The 18,844-nt window shown below is 38.1% G+C and carries 13 protein-coding genes; 8 read left to right on the forward strand and 5 right to left on the reverse strand.

The features are described 5' to 3' along the window. Nucleotides 1-37: 37 nt before the first annotated feature. Nucleotides 38-5,128 carry a T9SS type A sorting domain-containing protein gene (locus tag IPP32_03650; GenBank protein ID MBL0047173.1) on the reverse strand — a complete coding sequence of 1,697 codons (5,091 nt, stop codon included), beginning with the start codon at nt 5,126-5,128 and terminating at the stop codon, nt 38-40. Between the two features lie 167 nt (nt 5,129-5,295). On the opposite strand from IPP32_03650, the gene IPP32_03655 reads away from it, so the two are divergent. The 4 genes from IPP32_03655 (at nt 5,296) to IPP32_03670 (ending at nt 9,179) form a co-directional block, all read left to right on the forward strand. Further along, on the forward strand, nt 5,296-6,177 hold the full coding sequence (locus IPP32_03655; protein ID MBL0047174.1) for a MerR family transcriptional regulator: 882 nt from the start codon (nt 5,296-5,298) through the stop codon (nt 6,175-6,177). Between the two features lie 135 nt (nt 6,178-6,312). Beyond that, nucleotides 6,313-6,816, forward strand: coding sequence for an RNA polymerase sigma factor (locus IPP32_03660; GenBank protein ID MBL0047175.1), 504 nt, complete (start codon nt 6,313-6,315; stop codon nt 6,814-6,816). 34 nt (nt 6,817-6,850) lie between these two features. Next, on the forward strand, nt 6,851-8,350 hold the full coding sequence (gene crtI, locus IPP32_03665; GenBank protein ID MBL0047176.1) for a phytoene desaturase: 1,500 nt from the start codon (nt 6,851-6,853) through the stop codon (nt 8,348-8,350). Next, nucleotides 8,343-9,179, forward strand: a complete 837-nt coding sequence (locus tag IPP32_03670) for a squalene/phytoene synthase family protein (GenBank protein ID MBL0047177.1) — start codon at nt 8,343-8,345, stop codon at nt 9,177-9,179. The genes crtI and IPP32_03670 overlap by 8 nt, the downstream gene beginning before the upstream one ends. Nucleotides 9,180-9,181: 2 nt before the next feature. Here the strand turns inward: IPP32_03670 and IPP32_03675 are convergent, their stop codons facing one another. Both IPP32_03675 and IPP32_03680 read right to left on the reverse strand, forming a co-directional pair. Next, nucleotides 9,182-9,877 carry a T9SS type A sorting domain-containing protein gene (locus IPP32_03675; GenBank protein MBL0047178.1) on the reverse strand — a complete coding sequence of 232 codons (696 nt, stop codon included), beginning with the start codon at nt 9,875-9,877 and terminating at the stop codon, nt 9,182-9,184. A gap of 31 nt (nt 9,878-9,908) precedes the next feature. Continuing rightward, the gene (locus tag IPP32_03680) at nt 9,909-10,598 is read right to left on the reverse strand and encodes a T9SS type A sorting domain-containing protein (GenBank protein ID MBL0047179.1); all 690 of its coding nucleotides are present in this window, start codon (nt 10,596-10,598) and stop codon (nt 9,909-9,911) included. Nucleotides 10,599-10,684: 86 nt separating this feature from the next. On the opposite strand from IPP32_03680, the gene IPP32_03685 reads away from it, so the two are divergent. From IPP32_03685 to IPP32_03700, 4 genes are all read left to right on the forward strand, one after another. Next, the gene (locus tag IPP32_03685; GenBank protein ID MBL0047180.1) at nt 10,685-12,160 is read left to right on the forward strand and encodes a hypothetical protein; all 1,476 of its coding nucleotides are present in this window, start codon (nt 10,685-10,687) and stop codon (nt 12,158-12,160) included. Between the two features lie 51 nt (nt 12,161-12,211). Next, nucleotides 12,212-13,540: a deoxyribodipyrimidine photo-lyase gene (locus tag IPP32_03690; GenBank protein MBL0047181.1), complete on the forward strand. Its 1,329-nt coding sequence runs from the start codon at nt 12,212-12,214 to the stop codon at nt 13,538-13,540. A 55-nt stretch (nt 13,541-13,595) separates the two neighbouring features. After that, complete coding sequence (locus IPP32_03695) at nt 13,596-14,189, forward strand: hypothetical protein (protein MBL0047182.1); 594 nt, start codon at nt 13,596-13,598, stop codon at nt 14,187-14,189. Nucleotides 14,190-14,270: 81 nt separating this feature from the next. Continuing rightward, nucleotides 14,271-15,062, forward strand: coding sequence for a hypothetical protein (locus IPP32_03700; protein MBL0047183.1), 792 nt, complete (start codon nt 14,271-14,273; stop codon nt 15,060-15,062). On the opposite strand, the gene IPP32_03705 is transcribed toward IPP32_03700, so the two are convergent. Then, the gene (locus tag IPP32_03705; GenBank protein MBL0047184.1) at nt 15,040-18,111 is read right to left on the reverse strand and encodes a hypothetical protein; all 3,072 of its coding nucleotides are present in this window, start codon (nt 18,109-18,111) and stop codon (nt 15,040-15,042) included. The genes IPP32_03700 and IPP32_03705 overlap by 23 nt on opposite strands. A 2-nt stretch (nt 18,112-18,113) precedes the next feature. Further along, nucleotides 18,114-18,740, reverse strand: coding sequence for a response regulator transcription factor (locus IPP32_03710; GenBank protein ID MBL0047185.1), 627 nt, complete (start codon nt 18,738-18,740; stop codon nt 18,114-18,116). Nucleotides 18,741-18,844: the final 104 nt, after the last annotated feature.

Consider the following 18,844-nt stretch of genomic DNA (forward strand, 5'->3'; position numbering starts at 1 on the left):
ATATAGGTTCGAATAAAAGGAAGTAGGCTATTTAGCATTATTTTTTAATTGCCGTTAAATGTCCAAGATCTATCTCATTTGAGTCCAAAAGTTGAACAAAATAAATCCCTGCCGGAAAATCTCCAAGGAACAATGCATAATGAATTGTTTCCGTTGAAAAAATCACATTGTGTTGTGCTAATAACCTACCAAATACATCACTAATTCGGATTTTTATTGTTGATTGAATAGCGCTGCTTTTAAGGTCAAGATAAATCTCATTGTTTGTAGGGTTTGGATAGGTGGCAATTACTTGAAATAATTGCGAATCACCAGCGATAGAAATAATTCGGCTAAAAGAAAATGCCCCATCAAAATCAACTTGCTTTAATCGATAATAACTAATTTTATCAAAAGGCTTCTCATCCACACACAAATAGTGCAACAGGCCATTACTGTTGCCAGCTCCGTTAAGTATTTGAAAAGCCAAAAAATCTATACCGTTCTCAGATTTTTCAACGACAAAATAAGCATTGTTTATTTCTGAAGCTGTTGTCCAAAACAAGTGGTTTTGTGAACCCTCTCGTTTACCATCAAACCCTAAAAGATTAATGGGTAAACTTCCTGAAATTCCTTGAGCTGCAGCAAAAACAGAAAAACCTTTCATTCCTGTTCGTGAAACTAAGGTTGAGGTCCCTGTGCCGCAGGTTCCGTCATACCCCCAAACACCGGCTAGATTGGGGGCTTTCATTATGGTCCAAGCGCTTGCTGCTGCGATATTTCCGGCGCTTCCGGGGTAAAGAGCAGCGGTGTATGTTCCGGAAGTTGGATTGGCATCGGCGGTTATAGTCCAATAACCATTGTCTTCAGCAGCCAGCGAATAAAAATTGCTGCAATCACTACCCCCAACTATAGGAGGGGTTGAAGGCCAGGCATCGAAACGGCCAAGTAAATTGCCAATGCTTGTTGCCGATGTAAAATTAATGTTGGCTAGCTGATATCCTTTGCTTGCAGCTCCAAGCGGAAAATTATAGGCACCGGTTGTGGACAAATACCGTCTCAAATTTCCGGACACAAAACTCGCTGAATTACCAGCATTAACAGAGGCTGGACTAACATTGGCAACCACAACTTCATTTGCCCCGGTAATTATTTTTCCATTATTTAATGTCAACGAACCACTTGTTGATTTAACAATTAAGTTGCTTAACAAATTTACTCCTGTCCCACTATGGTTTAGTATCACTGAGTTTAAATCAAGCACGGCATTTCCTTGAAAGTAGCTTTGTGAGGATGTCCCATTAAACTCAAGCACTCCGGAGGCGCCAATGCCGCTAAATGTATTATTGCCACCAAAATTACTGAGGTTTCCGGCCAGCTTAATACTTTTTCCGTTTGTGTTTAAAATGCTTGTTGCTGTGGATGTGGTGAAGTTTCCTCCAATATCAATATTTTGCAAAAGGTTTACTTGGCCACCGGTTTTATTGATGCTTAAATTTCCAAATTTATCAGCACTTACAAGCGCCCCGTCAATATTTTGAATGACACTTCCATTGTTAAACAAAATGGTTGAATTGGGAGATGCCAATAGATTTCCGTTGTTCACATAGTCCCCGCATATTTGCAAAATTGCCCCCGAATTAATAGTTAAAGTGGCACCGTTGTTAATAGTTAAGTTCTTTACCGAAGTATTTGTGGAAATTACAGGTTGACTCGTTGAACCAGGTACGACTGAAGCGTCAATGGTGCAATTCGGTGGGTTACAACCGCCCCAGTTACTTGCTAAAGCCCACGCAGTATTGGTACCCCCCGACCAGGTAATAGTTGTTCCGGCCGATGTATAATTAATAGGAGCGCTTGCACTAAAGTTAAGCGTAAAACCGGAAGTGCTATTGGTAAAATTACTTACAACCAAAACATATACTTCTCCCGAAACAACCGAAACCTGTGTTTCATAAGCAAGACCAAAACCCGGATAAGCAGCAGGAGCGGTATTAGTAACATTACCAAAGCAGCCGGTAACCCCATAACCATCGTAATTACACCTTAGGGGAGCAGCTCCGCCAGAAATTGCGGCACAGGTGGTGGCGCCACTTCCGCTTATTTTCCATAAAGCAAAATCATAATCTGTGGAGGTGGTGCTTGGAGCTCCCAACCAATCGTTTGGAACAATGTCAAATGCTAGATTGCCGTTAGCATTTATTGGAATTGAATACCAAGCGGTTCCTCTTTCTCCGGAAGCGAGACAATTACTTCCCCCCCCTGCAAAATTACATGCGTTTCCATAAGCCTGATATCCGGGATTTCCAACCGAAATACTTTGCCCGCAAACCGGATTATATGAACCACAATCCTGACCGGCAGCAAGCGGAAAACCAACACTTCCATCTACAGCCATAACATCAAAGGTGCCTTTTAAATCGGCAGTGCCGTCAATTGCAAGGTAATAAGTTTGACCGGACGTTAAGCCGCTTGAAATAGAGAGTTCGGAGTTCGTATAAGAAGAGGTTCCGCAGCTGGGAGAATTATCGTTACAAGCCCCCGTCACCAAGGTTAGCGCTCCGCAAGCACCCGAAAACAAAGCGATTTGAGTGTTGGAAAGCGAGCCAAGACTGGTGCGTATTTTTAATTGTCCGGATGCAGGACAAACAATTTTGTACCAAACCGTATTGGAACTTCCGCTTACCCAGCAACTCGGCAGGGTTAATGGGTCATTGATTCCATTTGCACAAGTATTATCTCCTGATAGATTCACATTAAGTCCCAATGCGGTTGCGTTGCAGGGTTGATCATTTGCCACACTTCCTCCGGGACAAGGGTCGCTTACACAAATAGAAAAGGTTCCATTGTTGTCGTTACCATATTCCCAAACCCGTATCCAAACTGTACTCCCTGGAGATAAACCTGTTTGAGATAGTTGCGGCATCAAACCATTGGTGCTGTTGTTGTCGTCGCATGAAATGAGTGTCAAAGAAGAACAGGTTCCTGAATAAATGGCCATTCCTCCGTCTGTTACTGTTCCTTCTTTCGTGTCGATTGAAATACTTCCTGAGGCTGGAACAACAGCAGTAAACCAAACATCCGCACCTAAATAATTTGCACAACCCGGTGCTGGAACTCCCGAACTAGCAGAGGTGCACTCATTGGTATAGGCCACATAGGAGCAACTTGTCGCAACAGGAAGCGCTATAGCAGAGCAAGGCTCGTCGTTTGCAACTGCAGTTGTTGGGGCAGTAATACTAATGTCAAAAGGATTGCAAGCAGGGCTTGCGTAGGAGTCGATTATTAAGTAATAAGTTACTCCTGATGCTACCGTAGTGCATAAAGACTTATTTCCCACAGAACTTTGTGCAAAACCAACACAACTTCCGCTAAAAGGGCAAGCAGCGTAAAGCATCATACCTGTCCAAGACCCACTACTGGTAAGGCTTATGGTGATATTTCCACTAGAGGAGGGTGTAAAAACAAAAACCTCATCTTCTCCGGTATAGTAACTTGAACTACCACAAACTACAACATTCGAAGCGGTTAAATCATTTACTTTTCCACAAGTAGTGCGGCCTATGGAGGTATAGGGTAAGCTAGCAACATTAACCACTCCTGTGCCTAGGGCTGTTGGGCAAGTTGGCATTACAGGGGTTGTGACACAAATGGTAAAGGAGGTAGTGGATGGCATACCCGTGTCGTAATCATAAACCCTCACATAATAGGTGGTTCCAGCGGTAAGTCCCGTTGCGGTAATACTTTCGGTTCCTCCTGCGAAACTATTGTCGGTACAAAAAAGAGATGTCATACTACCGCAAGGCCCCGAAAGAACTTGAACCACTGCATCAAAACTAGAAGAGCCCACAACAGTTATCACATGTGTTGCCTGGCTCGCAACAAATGAATACCAAACATCGTCGTTAGCTGTTCCGCTGCAAGCACTGGCAGGTAGTGAGCCGGTAGCCCCTGAAACGTTTCCTGCTGTTGTAACACAGGAGACACCCGGTGTTAAAGGTGTTGCGTTTGCACAATCATCGTTAATAACATCTCGAACACAAATTTGAAAATTACCCACCGTTGCAGCGTCACCCTCTACACGAATCAAATAGCTTGTTGCAGCACTTGGTAAACCGGTTAACACCAGAATTGCATTATTAGCATTTTGGATCCCATTATTATCGGCACATCCAACCAAAACAGGAGTTCCACAAGTTCCAGAATAAACGGCAATTGCAGTTCCAAAAGGATTACAGGCACTCGACGACAAATCGGTTGATACTTGCATGGTTGTTTGACCGGCAGGTTTGGTAACTGCATACCAAACATCGTTTGAACTGGTGGAGGGTGACCAACAGGCCGGTGCCGCAGGCGACCCGGTGGATGTAGCTCCAACCACTGTCCCTAGACTTGCATTACAAGATCCTATACCGTATGTAATCGCAATAGGTGAGGCACACAAATCGCCGGAGAGAGGCAACACCGCGGGTGTCCAACGATACACCTGATTGTTTGCCGGTTTTTTATTAATGGAGGTAGTTTCAGTTAGTTTAGAAACTGCCGGGGAAGCCGAATTATCTGCAAGGGAATAAAAATCGCCATCGCATTGACCTGCCAAGCCAATGGAAGCACTTGCGGAAGCTGAAATATTTGCAGTTTGATTACCGTTGCGGAGATATACAAATTCAATAACATTGGTTGTTTCAAATAAGCGAACTTGAAAGTTTATAGCATACGTGCCAGCGCTGTAAGTCCACAACATTTGTTTCCACTCCACAGTTAAAATTTGATTAGGGCTTGTGCCAGACAACTTATAGCTTACTGCACCAGAACCGTTGGTTGCAAGGTCGTCCCATAGAGGTGCAATAATTGGCCGGTCAACTGTAAAAGTTAAATCGTTAAACGAATTTGATGCTGTTAATGCAGTATTAAAAGTTAGCCAGCCGTTGGTGGATGCTTTAAATTGAGTATAAGAAACTCCTCCGAAAGTAAAAGAAAAACCAATATTGGTAGCAGCGGATAATGCATCATCTTGATTGCTGCCATGCAAGGTGCTTGCACCACTCAGCGCGGTGTATGTACCGGCCAAACCAGAAAAGGTATAGTTTAGCTGAGCCTCAGCTCTACTAATAAAAAGAAGAAAAAATAGTAGTAGTGGTTTTCTCAAAACTTAACTCGCAGATAGTCAATCTCCAAAAATAGTTAATTTTAACAAAAAATTCAAATTCATAATTTTGGTTATCCACACAATAAAAAGGGTAAATAATTTATTTATTTGGGAAATGCAGAACATTACACAAGAGTTATTGTTTGAAAGGAATTGAAAGAACTACAATGTCTAATTATTCCATAAAAGATTTAGAACGCTATTCGGGAATTAAAGCGCATACGCTCCGTATGTGGGAGCAACGGTACCATCTTTTATCACCGCACCGCACAGAAACCAACATTAGGACCTACAGCAATGCGGATTTAAGACATATCTTAAATGTTAGTTTTTTAAACAATCAAGGCATTAAAATCTCACACATTGCAAAATTAAGTGCTAAGGAAATTCATACACGGGTGCTTGGAATTGCAGAAAGCTCAATTGTTCCGAGCATTCAAATCGATAGTCTCGTTGCCGCCATGATTGCCTATGATGAGGAAAGTTTTGAAAAAACGGTTGAGTTGTGCTGTAAAAAAATAGGATTTGATAAAACGATGACAGATGTGATTTACCCTTTTTTACAAAAATTAGGAGTAATGTGGCATGCAGGAATGGCCACACCCGGTCAGGAGCATTTTGTCATCAATTTAATACGTCAAAAAATAATAGTAGCAATAAACAACCACCCTAATGTAACCGATAAATCAACAAAAAAATTCCTGCTTTATCTTCCCGAAAACGAGTACCATGAAGTTGCCCTGCTGTACTATAATTATTTTTTGAGAAACCACGGATTTCGCACCACTTATTTAGGACAGAGCGTACCCTACGAGGATCTTATAAAGGCCTATTCCCAAATAAAACCCGACTATTTATTAGCAATTATTACCTGCCCCAAAGAGGAGTTAAACACACAAGAACATTTACAAAGGCTTTCAAAAGATTTTAGTAAATCCAAGATATTTCTTTCGGGATACGAACAATCCTTTTCTCAACTGCATATTCCTTCAAATATTTTTCTGTTTAAGAACCCAGCAAACCTATCTTCTTTGTTGAAGAAAATCTAAAATAGCCTGCAGATTAAATTTTGGAAGACCAGAATAATTCTTGTTAAAAATTGCTTTTGTTTTGTTTTTGTTTAATCTTTTCATACTTTTGTTAAACAAAAATATTATTTGGTAAAAACAAACGCAACTAAACCCATGTCAACACTAGAGTTTAACAAGCAAATGCTATCTTTTACAGCCCCATTAAAATACTTTGCAATTAGCCTCACATCAGACCACGACGACGCGGCAGACCTTTTACAAGACACCCTGCTGAAAGCGCTCATGTATAAGGATAAGTATGCCGATAGTACTAACTTAAAAGCTTGGTTGTACACAATAATGAAAAATACTTTCATCAATAATTATAGACGAAACACCAAAACGCGTCAAATTATTGATAAAACAAAGGATTTGTACTTTCTGAATATTCCGCAAAGCAATGCTTCAGTATCGCCCATATCGCAAATTTCGGAGAAGGATATAAAAGGTCATATTGATTCACTTGAAGATGATTTGAAGATTCCCTTTGTTCGGTATTTTGAAGGCTATAAATACAAAGAGATTGCAACAGATTTAAATATTCCAATTGGAACAGTAAAGAGTCGCATTTTTTTAGCACGAAAAAAACTAATAGTTTCGCTCAAGGATTTTAGGTAGTTTCAACCTTGTCGGGATAATTAGTGTTTATTAGATGCAAAAAAAGGTTATTGTTATTGGTTCCGGATTTTCTTCTCTTTCGGCGGCAAGCTATCTTGCAAAATCAGGCTTTGAAGTTACAGTACTTGAAAAAAACAACACCGCCGGCGGCAGGGCGCGTAAGTTTGAAACACAAGGATATAATTTTGATATGGGTCCAAGTTGGTATTGGATGCCTGAAATTTTCGAAGAATTCTTTAATGACTTTGGTGTCTCTGTCAAAGATTATTATCAACTAAAAAGATTATCTCCCTCCTATGCCGTTTATTTTGGAAAGGGAGAAGAAATGCTTGTTCCATCGGACTTTGGGGAGCTATGTGCATTATTTGAAAGCAACGAGAAGGGTGCAGGAGATAAGTTAAGGCTATTTTTGAAGGAGGCAGAATTTAAGTACAGAGTAGGTGTTGATAAAATGATGCGTCGACCGGGTGAATCCATTAAAGAGTTTATGGATTTGTCATTTGTTCCGGCGCTTTTCCGTTTGGATTTATTTCAAAGCATCGACAAGCACATTCGGAAATATTTTACGAACGACAAGCTAATTCAACTCCTTGAGTTCCCCATTCTTTTTTTAGGAACCATGCCTGAAAACACACCTGCTTTATATAGTTTTATGAATTATGCCGACATGGCTTTGGGTACTTGGTATCCGATTGGTGGAATGCATAAAATTGTGGAAGGAATGGTAAAAGTTGCAACAGCACAGGGTGTGAAATTCAAATTTGGAGAAGCCGTAGAATCTATTGATGTGGAAAATGGGCAGGCCGTTTCTGTATCCACCAAAACAGCGCGTTATGCGGCCGATTTGGTGGTGGCGGGATCAGACTATCAACACACAGAACAAACCTTACTAAAGAAGGAATTTAGAACTTACACCCAGAAATATTGGGATAAAAGAGTCATGGCACCGTCATCGTTGTTGTTTTTTCTTGGTATAAACAAACCTCTTCCACAACTGCAGCATCATACTTTGTTTTTTGATGAGCCCTTTGGACCTCATGGTAAAGACATTTATATTAATCACAAGTGGCCCGAAAAACCCTTGTTTTACGTTTGTAGAACTACAGCAACCGACAAAAGTGTTGCACCTGAAAACTGTGAAAACGTATTTATTCTTATCCCGGTAGCCCCCGATTTAAATGATGACGAGGCAACACGAGAGCGTTTTTTTCAACAAATAATGAAACGACTCGAAGTGTATTGCGGATTTGATCTAACTCCTTTTGTTGAATTTAAACGTAGTTATGCCCATGCCAACTTTATGAAAGACTATAATGCTTTTAAAGGGAATGCATATGGCTTGGCGAATACCCTCTTTCAAACGGCAAATTTAAAACCAGCATTAAAAAGTAAAAAAGTAAAAAACTTGTTTTATACCGGCCAGTTAACTGTTCCTGGTCCGGGAGTGCCCCCGGCAATTATTTCCGGGAAATTGGTAACCGAACAAATTGTGAAACGGATTAAAAGCAGAAAGCTAATTTTACAGCATGGATAATTTATACGACAGTGTGGCACTAAAATGCAGTGAGATTACAACAAAATCTTATAGTACCTCCTTTAGTTTAGGAATACTTTCTTTGGCTAAAAAATACCACGCGCCAATCTATTCTATTTATGGTTTTGTGCGCTTTGCTGATGAGATTGTAGATACCTTCCACGAGCACGATAAAACCACTTTATTAAAAGAGTTTCGAGAAGAAACCTATAAGGCAATTCGAAATAAAATCAGTCTAAATCCAATTTTACACAGCTTTCAACTAGCGGTGAACAAATATAATATTGACATGGAATTAATCGACTCCTTTTTGCACAGCATGGAGATGGATTTGAACCCTTATTTATATGATAGAATAACCTTTGAAACCTATATACTTGGCTCTGCTGAAGTGGTTGGATTAATGTGCTTGCGTGTGTTTTGTGAAGGAAATGATGTTGAGTACCAAAGGTTAAAACCGCAAGCGATGCGTTTGGGGGCTGCCTATCAAAAAATAAATTTTTTACGCGACATGAAAGCGGATTATTTTAGTCTGGGGAGGGCTTATTTCCCATTATTAAAAATCGAAAACTTTGATGAAGCGGCGAAACGTGAAATAGAGGCAGAAATCGACAACGATTTCCAAGAAGGACTTCGTGGCATACGAAACCTTCCAATTGGCGCTCGATTTGGAGTATATGTTTCGTTTGTTTACTACTATAATCTGTTTAAGAAAATTAAAAACCTGCCCCCGGCACGCATCTTAGAGGAGCGTATTAGAATTACTGACACACGAAAATATGCCCTCATTTTTAGCAGTTATATAAAGCACAAACTGAATTTGATTTAGACTTATTTGTTTTCTTTTTGAACTTTCATCACCTTTCGCATTCCAGATTTGTAAGTTACCTCCACAAAATAAACAGCCTCCGGGATATTTGAAAAATCAAGGAGTTCACCTCGCAATTTATCCATTATCGACTTGCCGGAAAGGTCGTAAATTCTTACGCGTTCAATGGGGTTGGAGGGTTGCAAATTTAGGATGTTGAGTTGATCGCTGCAGGGGTTCGGGTATACCGAAAAGCCGTTTTCGGCCAAGAGCTCAGCCACACCAACCGCAGGAGTAATTTGAATTAAGTAAGTAATAGAGTCGTGAGTTGGATAGCCAACTGCTTTTGGCCAAATTACAACCACATCAATTCCCACCACATACCTACCGGTATTATACGGTTCAAAATAGGAGTGAACATAGGTTTGTCCGGGAGGAATATTAGCCTGAGTAATAACATTGAATGAAGAATCTCTAGAAACAAGCAGTCCGGAGCTCATTACTTTTGTTACAATATAAATGGGTGTATTTCCTGCAAAAGCAACCGTACCGTAGTTTTTAATGCCCATCGGAACAATTGTGGGTACGGAATCATCCAGTGCAATTGATTGTGGAAAAACAGGAGGCGTGTCAAATCCGAGACTTTGACTTTTTACAGGGCTTGAGTTTAATAGTCCTACAAAAAGTAGAATAGACACGATAGGTATAAATCTTTTCATTGAAAATATGTTTAATTAAAACAAAGGACTTTCATTTATCATTTGACCGTTTAACCACTTGTATTCTTTTTCTTGTGCCACTGTTGTACTTTATTTCTAAGATGTATGAAGCTACTGCGATTTGGCTTAGATCGATAGTTTCTTCGGCAGCTCTAAAATAAACTATTTTTCCGTCAAAATCGTAAATCGTTATAGACTCAATTTGCCGTTTCGAATGAATATTAATACTATTCGAAAATGGATTTGGGAAAACAACAAGCCCCTCATCTCTTAATACCTGAGCAACACTTAAGGGGGGCAAAACAAGTGGCATAAACTCTAAGGTGTCCGCAGTGGTTGCATTTGCTGCTTTTGGCCAAATAACCACCACATCAATTCCTACCGGAAAGCGAGTTGCCGAATAATTAATTATAAGCCGTTTGGTAATTAAACCGGAAGATGGAATACTTGAAATAATACCCGCAGGGTATAAGAATTCCTGCTGAATGCCACTTATTACTCCTTGGCTATTTTTATATCCGCTATATACAAAAACACAATCGGCCTGAATTGGACCATAGTTTTTAATACGAACATTAAAACTGGCCGTGTCATTTTGGTGAACAGAAGTAGTAAAATTAACTACATAGCTAGAGTCAAAACCAATTGAAGTTTGGGCCTTTAAATTTAAGCCCAATAAGCATAAAGTAATGAGACATAACTCAGTTAAAAATCGTTTCATAGAAGCCAGATTTGTTTCCGATAATAAAAGTAATCAATGGAATTAAGAGAAAATAATTATTTTTGATGAAATCTTACGCACCCAAAATGAATATTTTACATCAGGTTATTGGATTAATGAGCAAAGAAGAAGTGCGGCATTTTAAGCTCTACCTCAATCAAACGAACGATAGCGGAGCAAGAAAAGACATACAGCTCTTTGACTCGATTCGAAAAAACTACGAAGCTTTTGATGAAGATAAGTTTCACAAAAAACAGTATGGTGCAGAAAGCAAAAACTCCTTGTACCGACTAAAAAACAGGCTGTTTGAAGACATTAACAGAAGCACAAATTTGTTATACTTCGACTTCGACGATTCAGTTCTTCTATTACATTATTTTATATTGTCGCGCATTTACCAGCGCAAGCAGCAATTCGAAATTGCGTTTTATTATTTAAGCAAAGCTGAAAAAAAGGGCTTAAGTATTGAAAATTATGAATTGCTTGATTTGGTTTACGCGGAGTTTATCAAACTCTCACAAGAAACCATGTCCGTGAACCCTGAAAATTATATCGCACTTAGAAAAGAGAACCGTAAAAAGTTACACAAAATTCAAGAGATTGATGATGTGTTGGCGGTGCTTATTTATCGGATTAAAGTTTCACAAGGATTTGATAGAGGGAATCAAAAAATTTTAGATGTACTCCAAAAAACAATTAATGAGTTTAGCGGAAAATCGGATTTAAAAAACAATACTCAATTGCGCTTAAAAATATATCAATCCTTAAGTCGCATATTGCTTCAGCGGCACGACTACCAATCGCTGGAGGTATACTTGTTAGACACATACAAGTCATTTCAAAAGGAAAAATTATTTACAAAAACAAATCACGAAACCAAATTGCAAATGCTTACCTATTTGATTAACTCGCTTTTTAAAAATGGTAAAATAGCGCAATCTCTTGAGTTTACGCAGAAACTAAAAGAGGCAATGGACGAGTACAACGGGATGTTGTATGATAAGTACTTGTTTTACTATTATAATTCACTCATGATAAATTACTCTGCCAGTGATAAAGAGCGTGCAATTGCAATTTTGGAAGAAGCAAAGGGAATAAAGGCGATAAAGGAATTACCGTTTTATATTGTATTTATTTACCTTAATCTATCGGTTTTGAACTTTGGATTACGAAACTTTAAAACAGCATTGAAACATCTGGTTTTTATGAGCATTCAAGAAAATTTCAAAAGTTTGGATACCGCATTTCAGTTAAAAATTTCGATAACAGAATTGCAAATCAGATATGAATTGGGGGATTTCGAATTTATTGAAAACCGCATCAAACAAATAAAAAAGGATTTCAAAAGTCTTTTGGGCGAACAAATCTACGAGCGCGAAAAGGAGTTGTTGAAAATAATGGAGATGAAAATTAATACCGACAACAAATTATCAAAAAAACTACTGAGCGCCAAAATATTTGCTTTTCAAAACCTTCAACTCTCGAGCAAAGATAGCGATATTATTAATTACAACACTTGGTTAAATGAGCAAAATAATGACCAATTTCATTTGAGGGTATAAACATAAGGGGAATGCCTGTGTTTTAGCTTTCTAAAAAACTAAATCATAAAAATGAACACAAAGCAAGAGGTAGTTATATTTTGGTTTCGAAGAGATTTACGCCTACGCGACAATGCCGGATTGTACCATGCTTTGAAAAGTGAAAAAGCGGTTTTACCCCTTTTTATATTTGATAAAGAAATTCTTGATTTGCTGGAGGAGAAGGCAGACAGAAGAGTTGATTTTATTCATAAAACGATAGAAGCACTACAATCGGAACTAGAAGCCATTGGAAGTTCTTTGTGGGTGGCCCATGGCAACTCGATTGAGGTGTTTAAAGAACTGAATGAGCACTATACATTGAAAAAGATTTTTTTAAATCATGATTACGAACCCGCTGCAATTGAGCGAGACCAAAAAGTTAAAAACTATTTAGAAAGTATTCAGTGCACATTTCATTCGTTTAAAGATCAGGTTATATTCGAAAAACAGGAGATTGTTAAGGATGACGGCAGTCCTTACACAGTATTCACTCCCTATATGAAACGCTGGAAAGCGGAGCTAACGGATTTTTATTTAAAGTCATATCCGACAAATAAATATTTTTCCAATTTTTTGAAATGGAAAGCAAAAACAGGTTACTCCCTAAAGGAACTTGGATTTGAACAAACCGATACCGTTTTTCCACCACCGGTTTTTAACATAAATTGCATTTCAAACTATCAGGAAACACGGGATTTTCCTGCATTAAACGGCACAAGCAGAATGAGTTTGCATTTGCGCTTTGGAACGGTAAGCGTTCGAGAGTTAACACAAAATGCTATAAAATTAAATGAAAAGTGGTGGAACGAATTGATATGGCGTGAGTTTTATATGATGATTTTATTTCATTTTCCACATGTGGTTACTTCGGCATTTAAAAAGCAATACAATTCCATTCCATTGAGAAATAATGAAACGGAATTTTATGCATGGTGTAACGGAAAAACCGGATATCCCATAGTAGATGCAGGTATGAGAGAACTCAATGCTACCGGATTTATGCACAATCGGGTACGTATGATTGTTGCCAGCTTTTTGGTGAAGCACTTGTTAATAGATTGGAAGTGGGGAGAAGCATACTTCGCCAAGAAACTACTCGACTTTGAACTTTCTAGTAACAATGGCGGTTGGCAATGGGCAGCAAGCTCTGGTTGCGATGCAGCGCCCTATTTTAGGGTATTTAGCCCCTCGGAACAAACAAAAAAATTTGATTCCCAGTTTACCTATATCCGTAAATGGATTCCGGAGCTAGAAAGCTTGGATTATCCTGCCCCAATTGTAGACCATAAGTATGCTCGCGAGCGGGTGTTGAAAACTTATAAGTTAGGGTTAAGTAAAGATGGCGATACAGTGATGTGATTTTCAAATTAAATTTCTTTATTTGCCGCAAATTTCAAAAACTACCTGTTTTTTTATGCCGCGGCTAACTGCTTTTTTTCCACTTAACGTGATGATATTGCCTGGCGAAAAAATGCGTCTGCATATATTTGAACCGCGCTACAAGCAATTAGTTAACGAATGTATTAGCAATGAAAGCACTTTTGGAATTCCATTTGTACTCAACACGAGTTTGATGAATGCGGGATCCGAGGTAAAAGTTACCAAACTAATAACCCGTTACGCAAATGGCGAAATGGATATTGAAATTGAAGGTTGCCGAATGTTTTACCTACTAGATTTTCAGGATCCATTTGTTGGTAAACTGTATTCCGGAGGTAACATTACATTTGTAGAAAATCCACTTATCTCGGAGGATGGCCAATTGGTGAACTTTTTCCTTTCTTTTTACCGAACCTTTCATGAAAAAAAAATAAGTATAGAAAACATCGACAATTTGAGAGTCTTTGATTTGGCCAGAATGATAAATCTGAATAACCAACAGAAATATGAATTGGTCGATTTAAAATCAAACCGATCCCGACACAGTTTTTTTATTCACCAAATGCGATTTCTCTTGTTAATTAAGGAGCAAGAAAAAAAACTCAATAACAACTTTTTACTTAACTAATTTCCTTTGTTAATCGAATAATCCAAAAAGAGGCGAGTACACTTCCAAAAAAGAACTATTTTTGCGACCTTGCATCAAACAATGAGACAGAAAACAGTTCGATTTTTTAGTTTAATAATCCTACCCTTTTTGGTAGGTACGGCTTGTAAAAAAAACGAAGCAAACACCGATTCCGAACCTGCCAGTCCTCCGGATGTTACTGCACCTAGTTATATTTTTTCTCGATTTGACGCGAATGGTTTGCTAAAAGTTCAACGCACTTTTGCCTATTGGAACGACCCCTTGAATGGAATTTCAGTTACAAGTTCAGCGGAAGCGACTGCTAGTTTCAAACTCTCCCCCTTTGATACTGCTTTTGCAGATATGGGCGCCCTTTTTTGCCAATTTCGAAACGTTCCTAAACAAGCCAATGACTCCTATTTATTAAATGGAAATGCGGCAGCAAGCATGAATTTTCAAGACACCACCGGAGTGGATTGGAATGCCGCGGGAAATCCATTAATTGGATTGGTTGCCTTTACATTTGTGACAGATAAACCAATGCCTATTTATTACGGCATTACAAATAACTCAATACCAACTGATATTACCAGAAGCCTAGGTTTTCAAATTCCACTTGGCGCAAATTTAAAGGATGCAGACTCGGTATTTATTAGCCTAACTGTTGGACAAAAATCTGTTAAAAAAACGATTGGGGGGCTCTCCTCTTATTGCGCATTTTCGAATACGGAACTTAGTTCCCTTGGAGCATCTGATGGGGTTTCGGGATTAATACAGGTTTCACCCCTTAATTTTGATGCAATAGCTGTGGGTGTAAATAAGATTTATGCCGCTAATCAGTCTATCTACACTAGATTTGTAACGGTAAAATAATTTCAACACGGGTTCCTTTGCCTACCGAGCTGGCAACATGAATGGAACCACTCAGCATTTCTATTAACTCGCTTATGATGATGTATCCCAATCCATTTCCCCCATCTCCAATGGTTGGATTGCTGGAAGTTACCGGTTTTTTTTCTTGTATGTTTTGAATGCGTTGCAACTGTTCTTGTGTCATTCCTACACCATTGTCTTCAATTACAATGCTATAGGTGTGTTCAAGAGCCAACCCCGTAATTGTAATTAAACCATTGCTTGTAAACTTAGTTGAGTTTGAAATAAGATTATGTAAGACAATAAAAAGGATACTCTTATCGCTTTTGATTAAATCATCATCAGAAATCTTATTTATGATTACAGTGCCCTTGTTGGAGGCAATTTCTTTAAACATATCAGCCACCTCTTCCAAAAAGGCGTTTAGTGCTACATTGCTCTTGTTAAGCGTTATCCTTTTGTTTTGATGTTTAATCCAATTCAATATATTTTGAGCGTTGTCATGCAATTTTTCGGATGTGTTCTTAATATCTATAAGTGCCTCTTGTATTTTTTCAGAATCAATTTTTGCATGCTTTTCCGATCCTTTTCGTGCCACCATGGTAATAAACCGAAGGGGTGTAACTATATCATGCGAAATTATTGAGATGAGTTTGTCTTTAACACTTACCGATTCTTTTAATTCGGCATTTGCCATAATAAGCTCCATCGTGCGTTGTTGCACACTTTTCTCTAAGGCAATATTTCTTTTTTGAATATTTCGTGCATATAGCCGTGCCACTACAAATGAAAATAAAAGTGTTCCAATTAGGCAAATAATATAAAACGAAAGCGTTTCATAAAACTTTTTTGGAATGCTTATTTGAAGCGCAGTGCTGATATAATTGGTCGCATCAAAACCCGAACGTTTTCGCAACCTAAATGTGTATTCTCCGGAGGGCAAATTGGAAAACACCAAACTGTTTTGTGCAATTTTAAGAGGAACCCATTTCTTTGTATAACCTTCAAGACAATATTCAATGTCCAAATTGTCCGGCGTTCCCCAGTAGGGGGTTGAAAATTCGATTCTTAGGGTTCCGAAGTCCTTCCCAAGTACCAAATGTTTGTCAACAGAAAACAAGCTATCATCCGCAAAAACACCATCTATAAAAAATGGCTTAAAGAAATCAGGGTTTTTTATCTCCGAAGGTTTGAACCAAACTAAGCCTTCAACATTTGGCATAGAGGTATATCCGTTCTTAAGATTAACAACAGGGGGAACACAACCCCCATTAAATTCCGGGCTTAATATTCCGTCTTCTTCCCCATAGTGCATGTACGACACCTTAAAGCTGGTATCTTTAAAATAGTGATCGAGATCATTAAAGCGCGTTTTGTAAATACCGTTGCTTGTTCCAATCCAAGTATAGCCTAGCGTATCGTTAACAAAAAAATAAGCCTGAAGTAAATAGTGGTTCCGGTCTAAAGGCATTTGAACAGCCTTGCCATCCTTATAGAAATAGTACCCTCTTCCAAAAGTTCCAATGATTAAGTAATCTTTAAACAATGTAAAATTATAAGGGTATTTTTGATAAAGATCCTGCAAGGTATCCACAGTGTTGCGAACCGGGTCATATTTAAAAACACCGGTATAATTGCAAAACCAAATTTTATTTTCCTTCCACCTCATTATTTGAAATAGATTCGAGTTGGAACTGTTATTATCTAATAATTTAACAGTATGCAATGTGTCGTTTTTAATGTATCCAATGCTATTAGTAGTTCCTACCCATATAGAATCCCCTTCTTGGTAATAACACAACACAAAACTTTTACGTGGGTCATAAATAGGAGTACTGATATTTGTTTTTGGATTAAGTTTTTTTAAGTGTTCTTCTCCGCTCAAGTAATACAAAAAACCACTCCTATCCCTAAAAATATTGTCGGAATAATTGCGTTTAATTTTCAACGAACTTTTTGTTCCCCCCTTTATTGAAAACTCTCGATTCCAATCTGTAAAGATGCGATTGCTATCTAACTCTAGTTGACAATAATACGCATTGTTTGTACCCCTTTCGGGATTGGGGTAAGTGAGAAATTTAAACTTTTGCTCCCGGTATATAAATAAGCCTCTTGTATCTGTACTTACTAATAATAAGTTATCCTGTGGCTTATAAATGAGTGCATTAATGATACAATTTTGAGGAAGTTCATTTGTTATAAAAGAACTTTCTATTATTTTAGGATTGTTTTTAATGGCAGAAAATTCGTATAAATTATTTTCAATTAAAACGCACGAAGCAGAACTATTGTAATCCCACACGGTACTGCTCAATAATTCTGGAAGTGCCTTAAAATAGGGGTCTTTTAATATATCTCCTTTAATCATACACATTTCAGCTCTCCACTGTTTTTGGTTCACCCAATAGAGTTGGTTTTGTTCAGAAAAGAAATAAATCTCACGGTTGATGCAAATAAAGTTACGAGGGTTAAATTGTTCCAGATTGAGGTCCTTTTTGTGCGTTGTAAAATGATACAATCCAAGTCCTGTTTTTGTACGAATAATGCAATCTTCGCGAGACTGAGGGAAAAGGTAAAGTGGTGGAAAAAACCAATTGGTATCACGCTTTGCATTAAAATGAGGGGTTGTGCTTTTAAAATAAAAATTTTTACTAGGAAGAAAGCCCTTCGATGTGTAATAATTAATAGAGTTAACAGCGCCTTTTCTAAGGGTGTCTATTTTTTGATTTTTAATTTCAAAAACAGTTCCGCTTGCATCTAAAGCTAAAATCTCCCCATCCAGTGTACGACTTAGCAAAAATGCAGTATAGGGAACCTTTGAGGTAACAAAATTCCTGAAATTATAACCGTCGAAACGAAGTAAACCATTGGTATAGGTTGCCCAAAGAAAGCCGTCTTTGTCAAATTGTAGGCTCTTTAAATCGTTATCCGGAAGACCCGTTTTTGTGGTAAAATTGCTAATAAAAAACTTTTTTTGTGCAAAAACGGACGGGCTCGATAGAACGAGTATTAAAAGCAAAAGAAGGTGAATTTTCGCTTTTAAAAACATTGCTAATACCGATAAACTCTTGCAAGATTTTGCAAGTCAATTAAATTTGAAACACCCAGCTTGTCGAACAGGCGAGCCTTAAAAGTAGCAACTGTATTGGCCTTTAAATCAAGCTGTTCTGCAATTTCTTTTACTCCTGCTCCCTTAAGTAAATAATTTAATACTTCGGTTTCGCGGTCAGATAATTGTTCAAAAGGATTTTGTGAGAATCCCTTTTTGGATTGTTCTTGTGCGATTAAATCTTGTAAAACAGGGCTTATGTATTTTTTGTTGTTGAAAAAAAGCTCTAAAGCTCTTAAGACCTCTGGCTCTGGGCTTTGTTTGTTTAAAAAGCCATTGGCCCCCAAATGAAGCATTCTTTTGCCAAAGATATCTTCAGGACTCATTGTATAAATAAGTATGGCAACATCCGGATATTTTTTTCGGAGCACTTGAAAAATTTCAAGCACGTTTCCATCTTGCAATTGCATGTCAAGAATTAAATGACTGATTGTTTTTTCGGTCATTAAATCGAGTATACCTTGAGTGGACTCGGTTTCATAAATTGTAAACTTTCCAAAATGGGAGTCTAGTAAGAACTTTAGTCCCCTTCGGATAATCACATGATCATCAGCAATTAATACATTCATAGCAAGGGAAATCCTTTTTTTAACCTTCGCTAAATTAGCTATTTATTTGAAAATATTTTTAGTCACTATTATTCTGTCAGAATTTGTTAATCTTATAATTGAGG

Source organism: Bacteroidota bacterium (assembly GCA_016721765.1).
In the GTDB taxonomy this organism is placed as follows: Bacteria; Bacteroidota; Bacteroidia; order UBA4408; family UBA4408; genus UBA4408.

Excerpts from the sequence above, each read along its gene's own strand:
- IPP32_03710 (MBL0047185.1), bottom strand. The coding sequence starts at position 18,740 with ATGAATGTATTAATTGCTGATGATCATGTGATTATCCGAAGGGGACTA.
- IPP32_03685 (MBL0047180.1), top strand. The coding sequence starts at position 10,685 with ATGAATATTTTACATCAGGTTATTGGATTAATGAGCAAAGAAGAAGTG.
- IPP32_03680 (MBL0047179.1), bottom strand. The coding sequence starts at position 10,598 with ATGAAACGATTTTTAACTGAGTTATGTCTCATTACTTTATGCTTATTG.
- IPP32_03670 (MBL0047177.1), top strand. The coding sequence starts at position 8,343 with ATGGATAATTTATACGACAGTGTGGCACTAAAATGCAGTGAGATTACA.
- IPP32_03690 (MBL0047181.1), top strand. The coding sequence starts at position 12,212 with ATGAACACAAAGCAAGAGGTAGTTATATTTTGGTTTCGAAGAGATTTA.
- IPP32_03675 (MBL0047178.1), bottom strand. The coding sequence starts at position 9,877 with ATGAAAAGATTTATACCTATCGTGTCTATTCTACTTTTTGTAGGACTA.
- IPP32_03695 (MBL0047182.1), top strand. The coding sequence starts at position 13,596 with ATGCCGCGGCTAACTGCTTTTTTTCCACTTAACGTGATGATATTGCCT.
- IPP32_03705 (MBL0047184.1), bottom strand. The coding sequence starts at position 18,111 with ATGTTTTTAAAAGCGAAAATTCACCTTCTTTTGCTTTTAATACTCGTT.
- IPP32_03655 (MBL0047174.1), top strand. The coding sequence starts at position 5,296 with ATGTCTAATTATTCCATAAAAGATTTAGAACGCTATTCGGGAATTAAA.
- IPP32_03660 (MBL0047175.1), top strand. The coding sequence starts at position 6,313 with ATGTCAACACTAGAGTTTAACAAGCAAATGCTATCTTTTACAGCCCCA.
- IPP32_03700 (MBL0047183.1), top strand. The coding sequence starts at position 14,271 with ATGAGACAGAAAACAGTTCGATTTTTTAGTTTAATAATCCTACCCTTT.
- crtI (MBL0047176.1), top strand. The coding sequence starts at position 6,851 with ATGCAAAAAAAGGTTATTGTTATTGGTTCCGGATTTTCTTCTCTTTCG.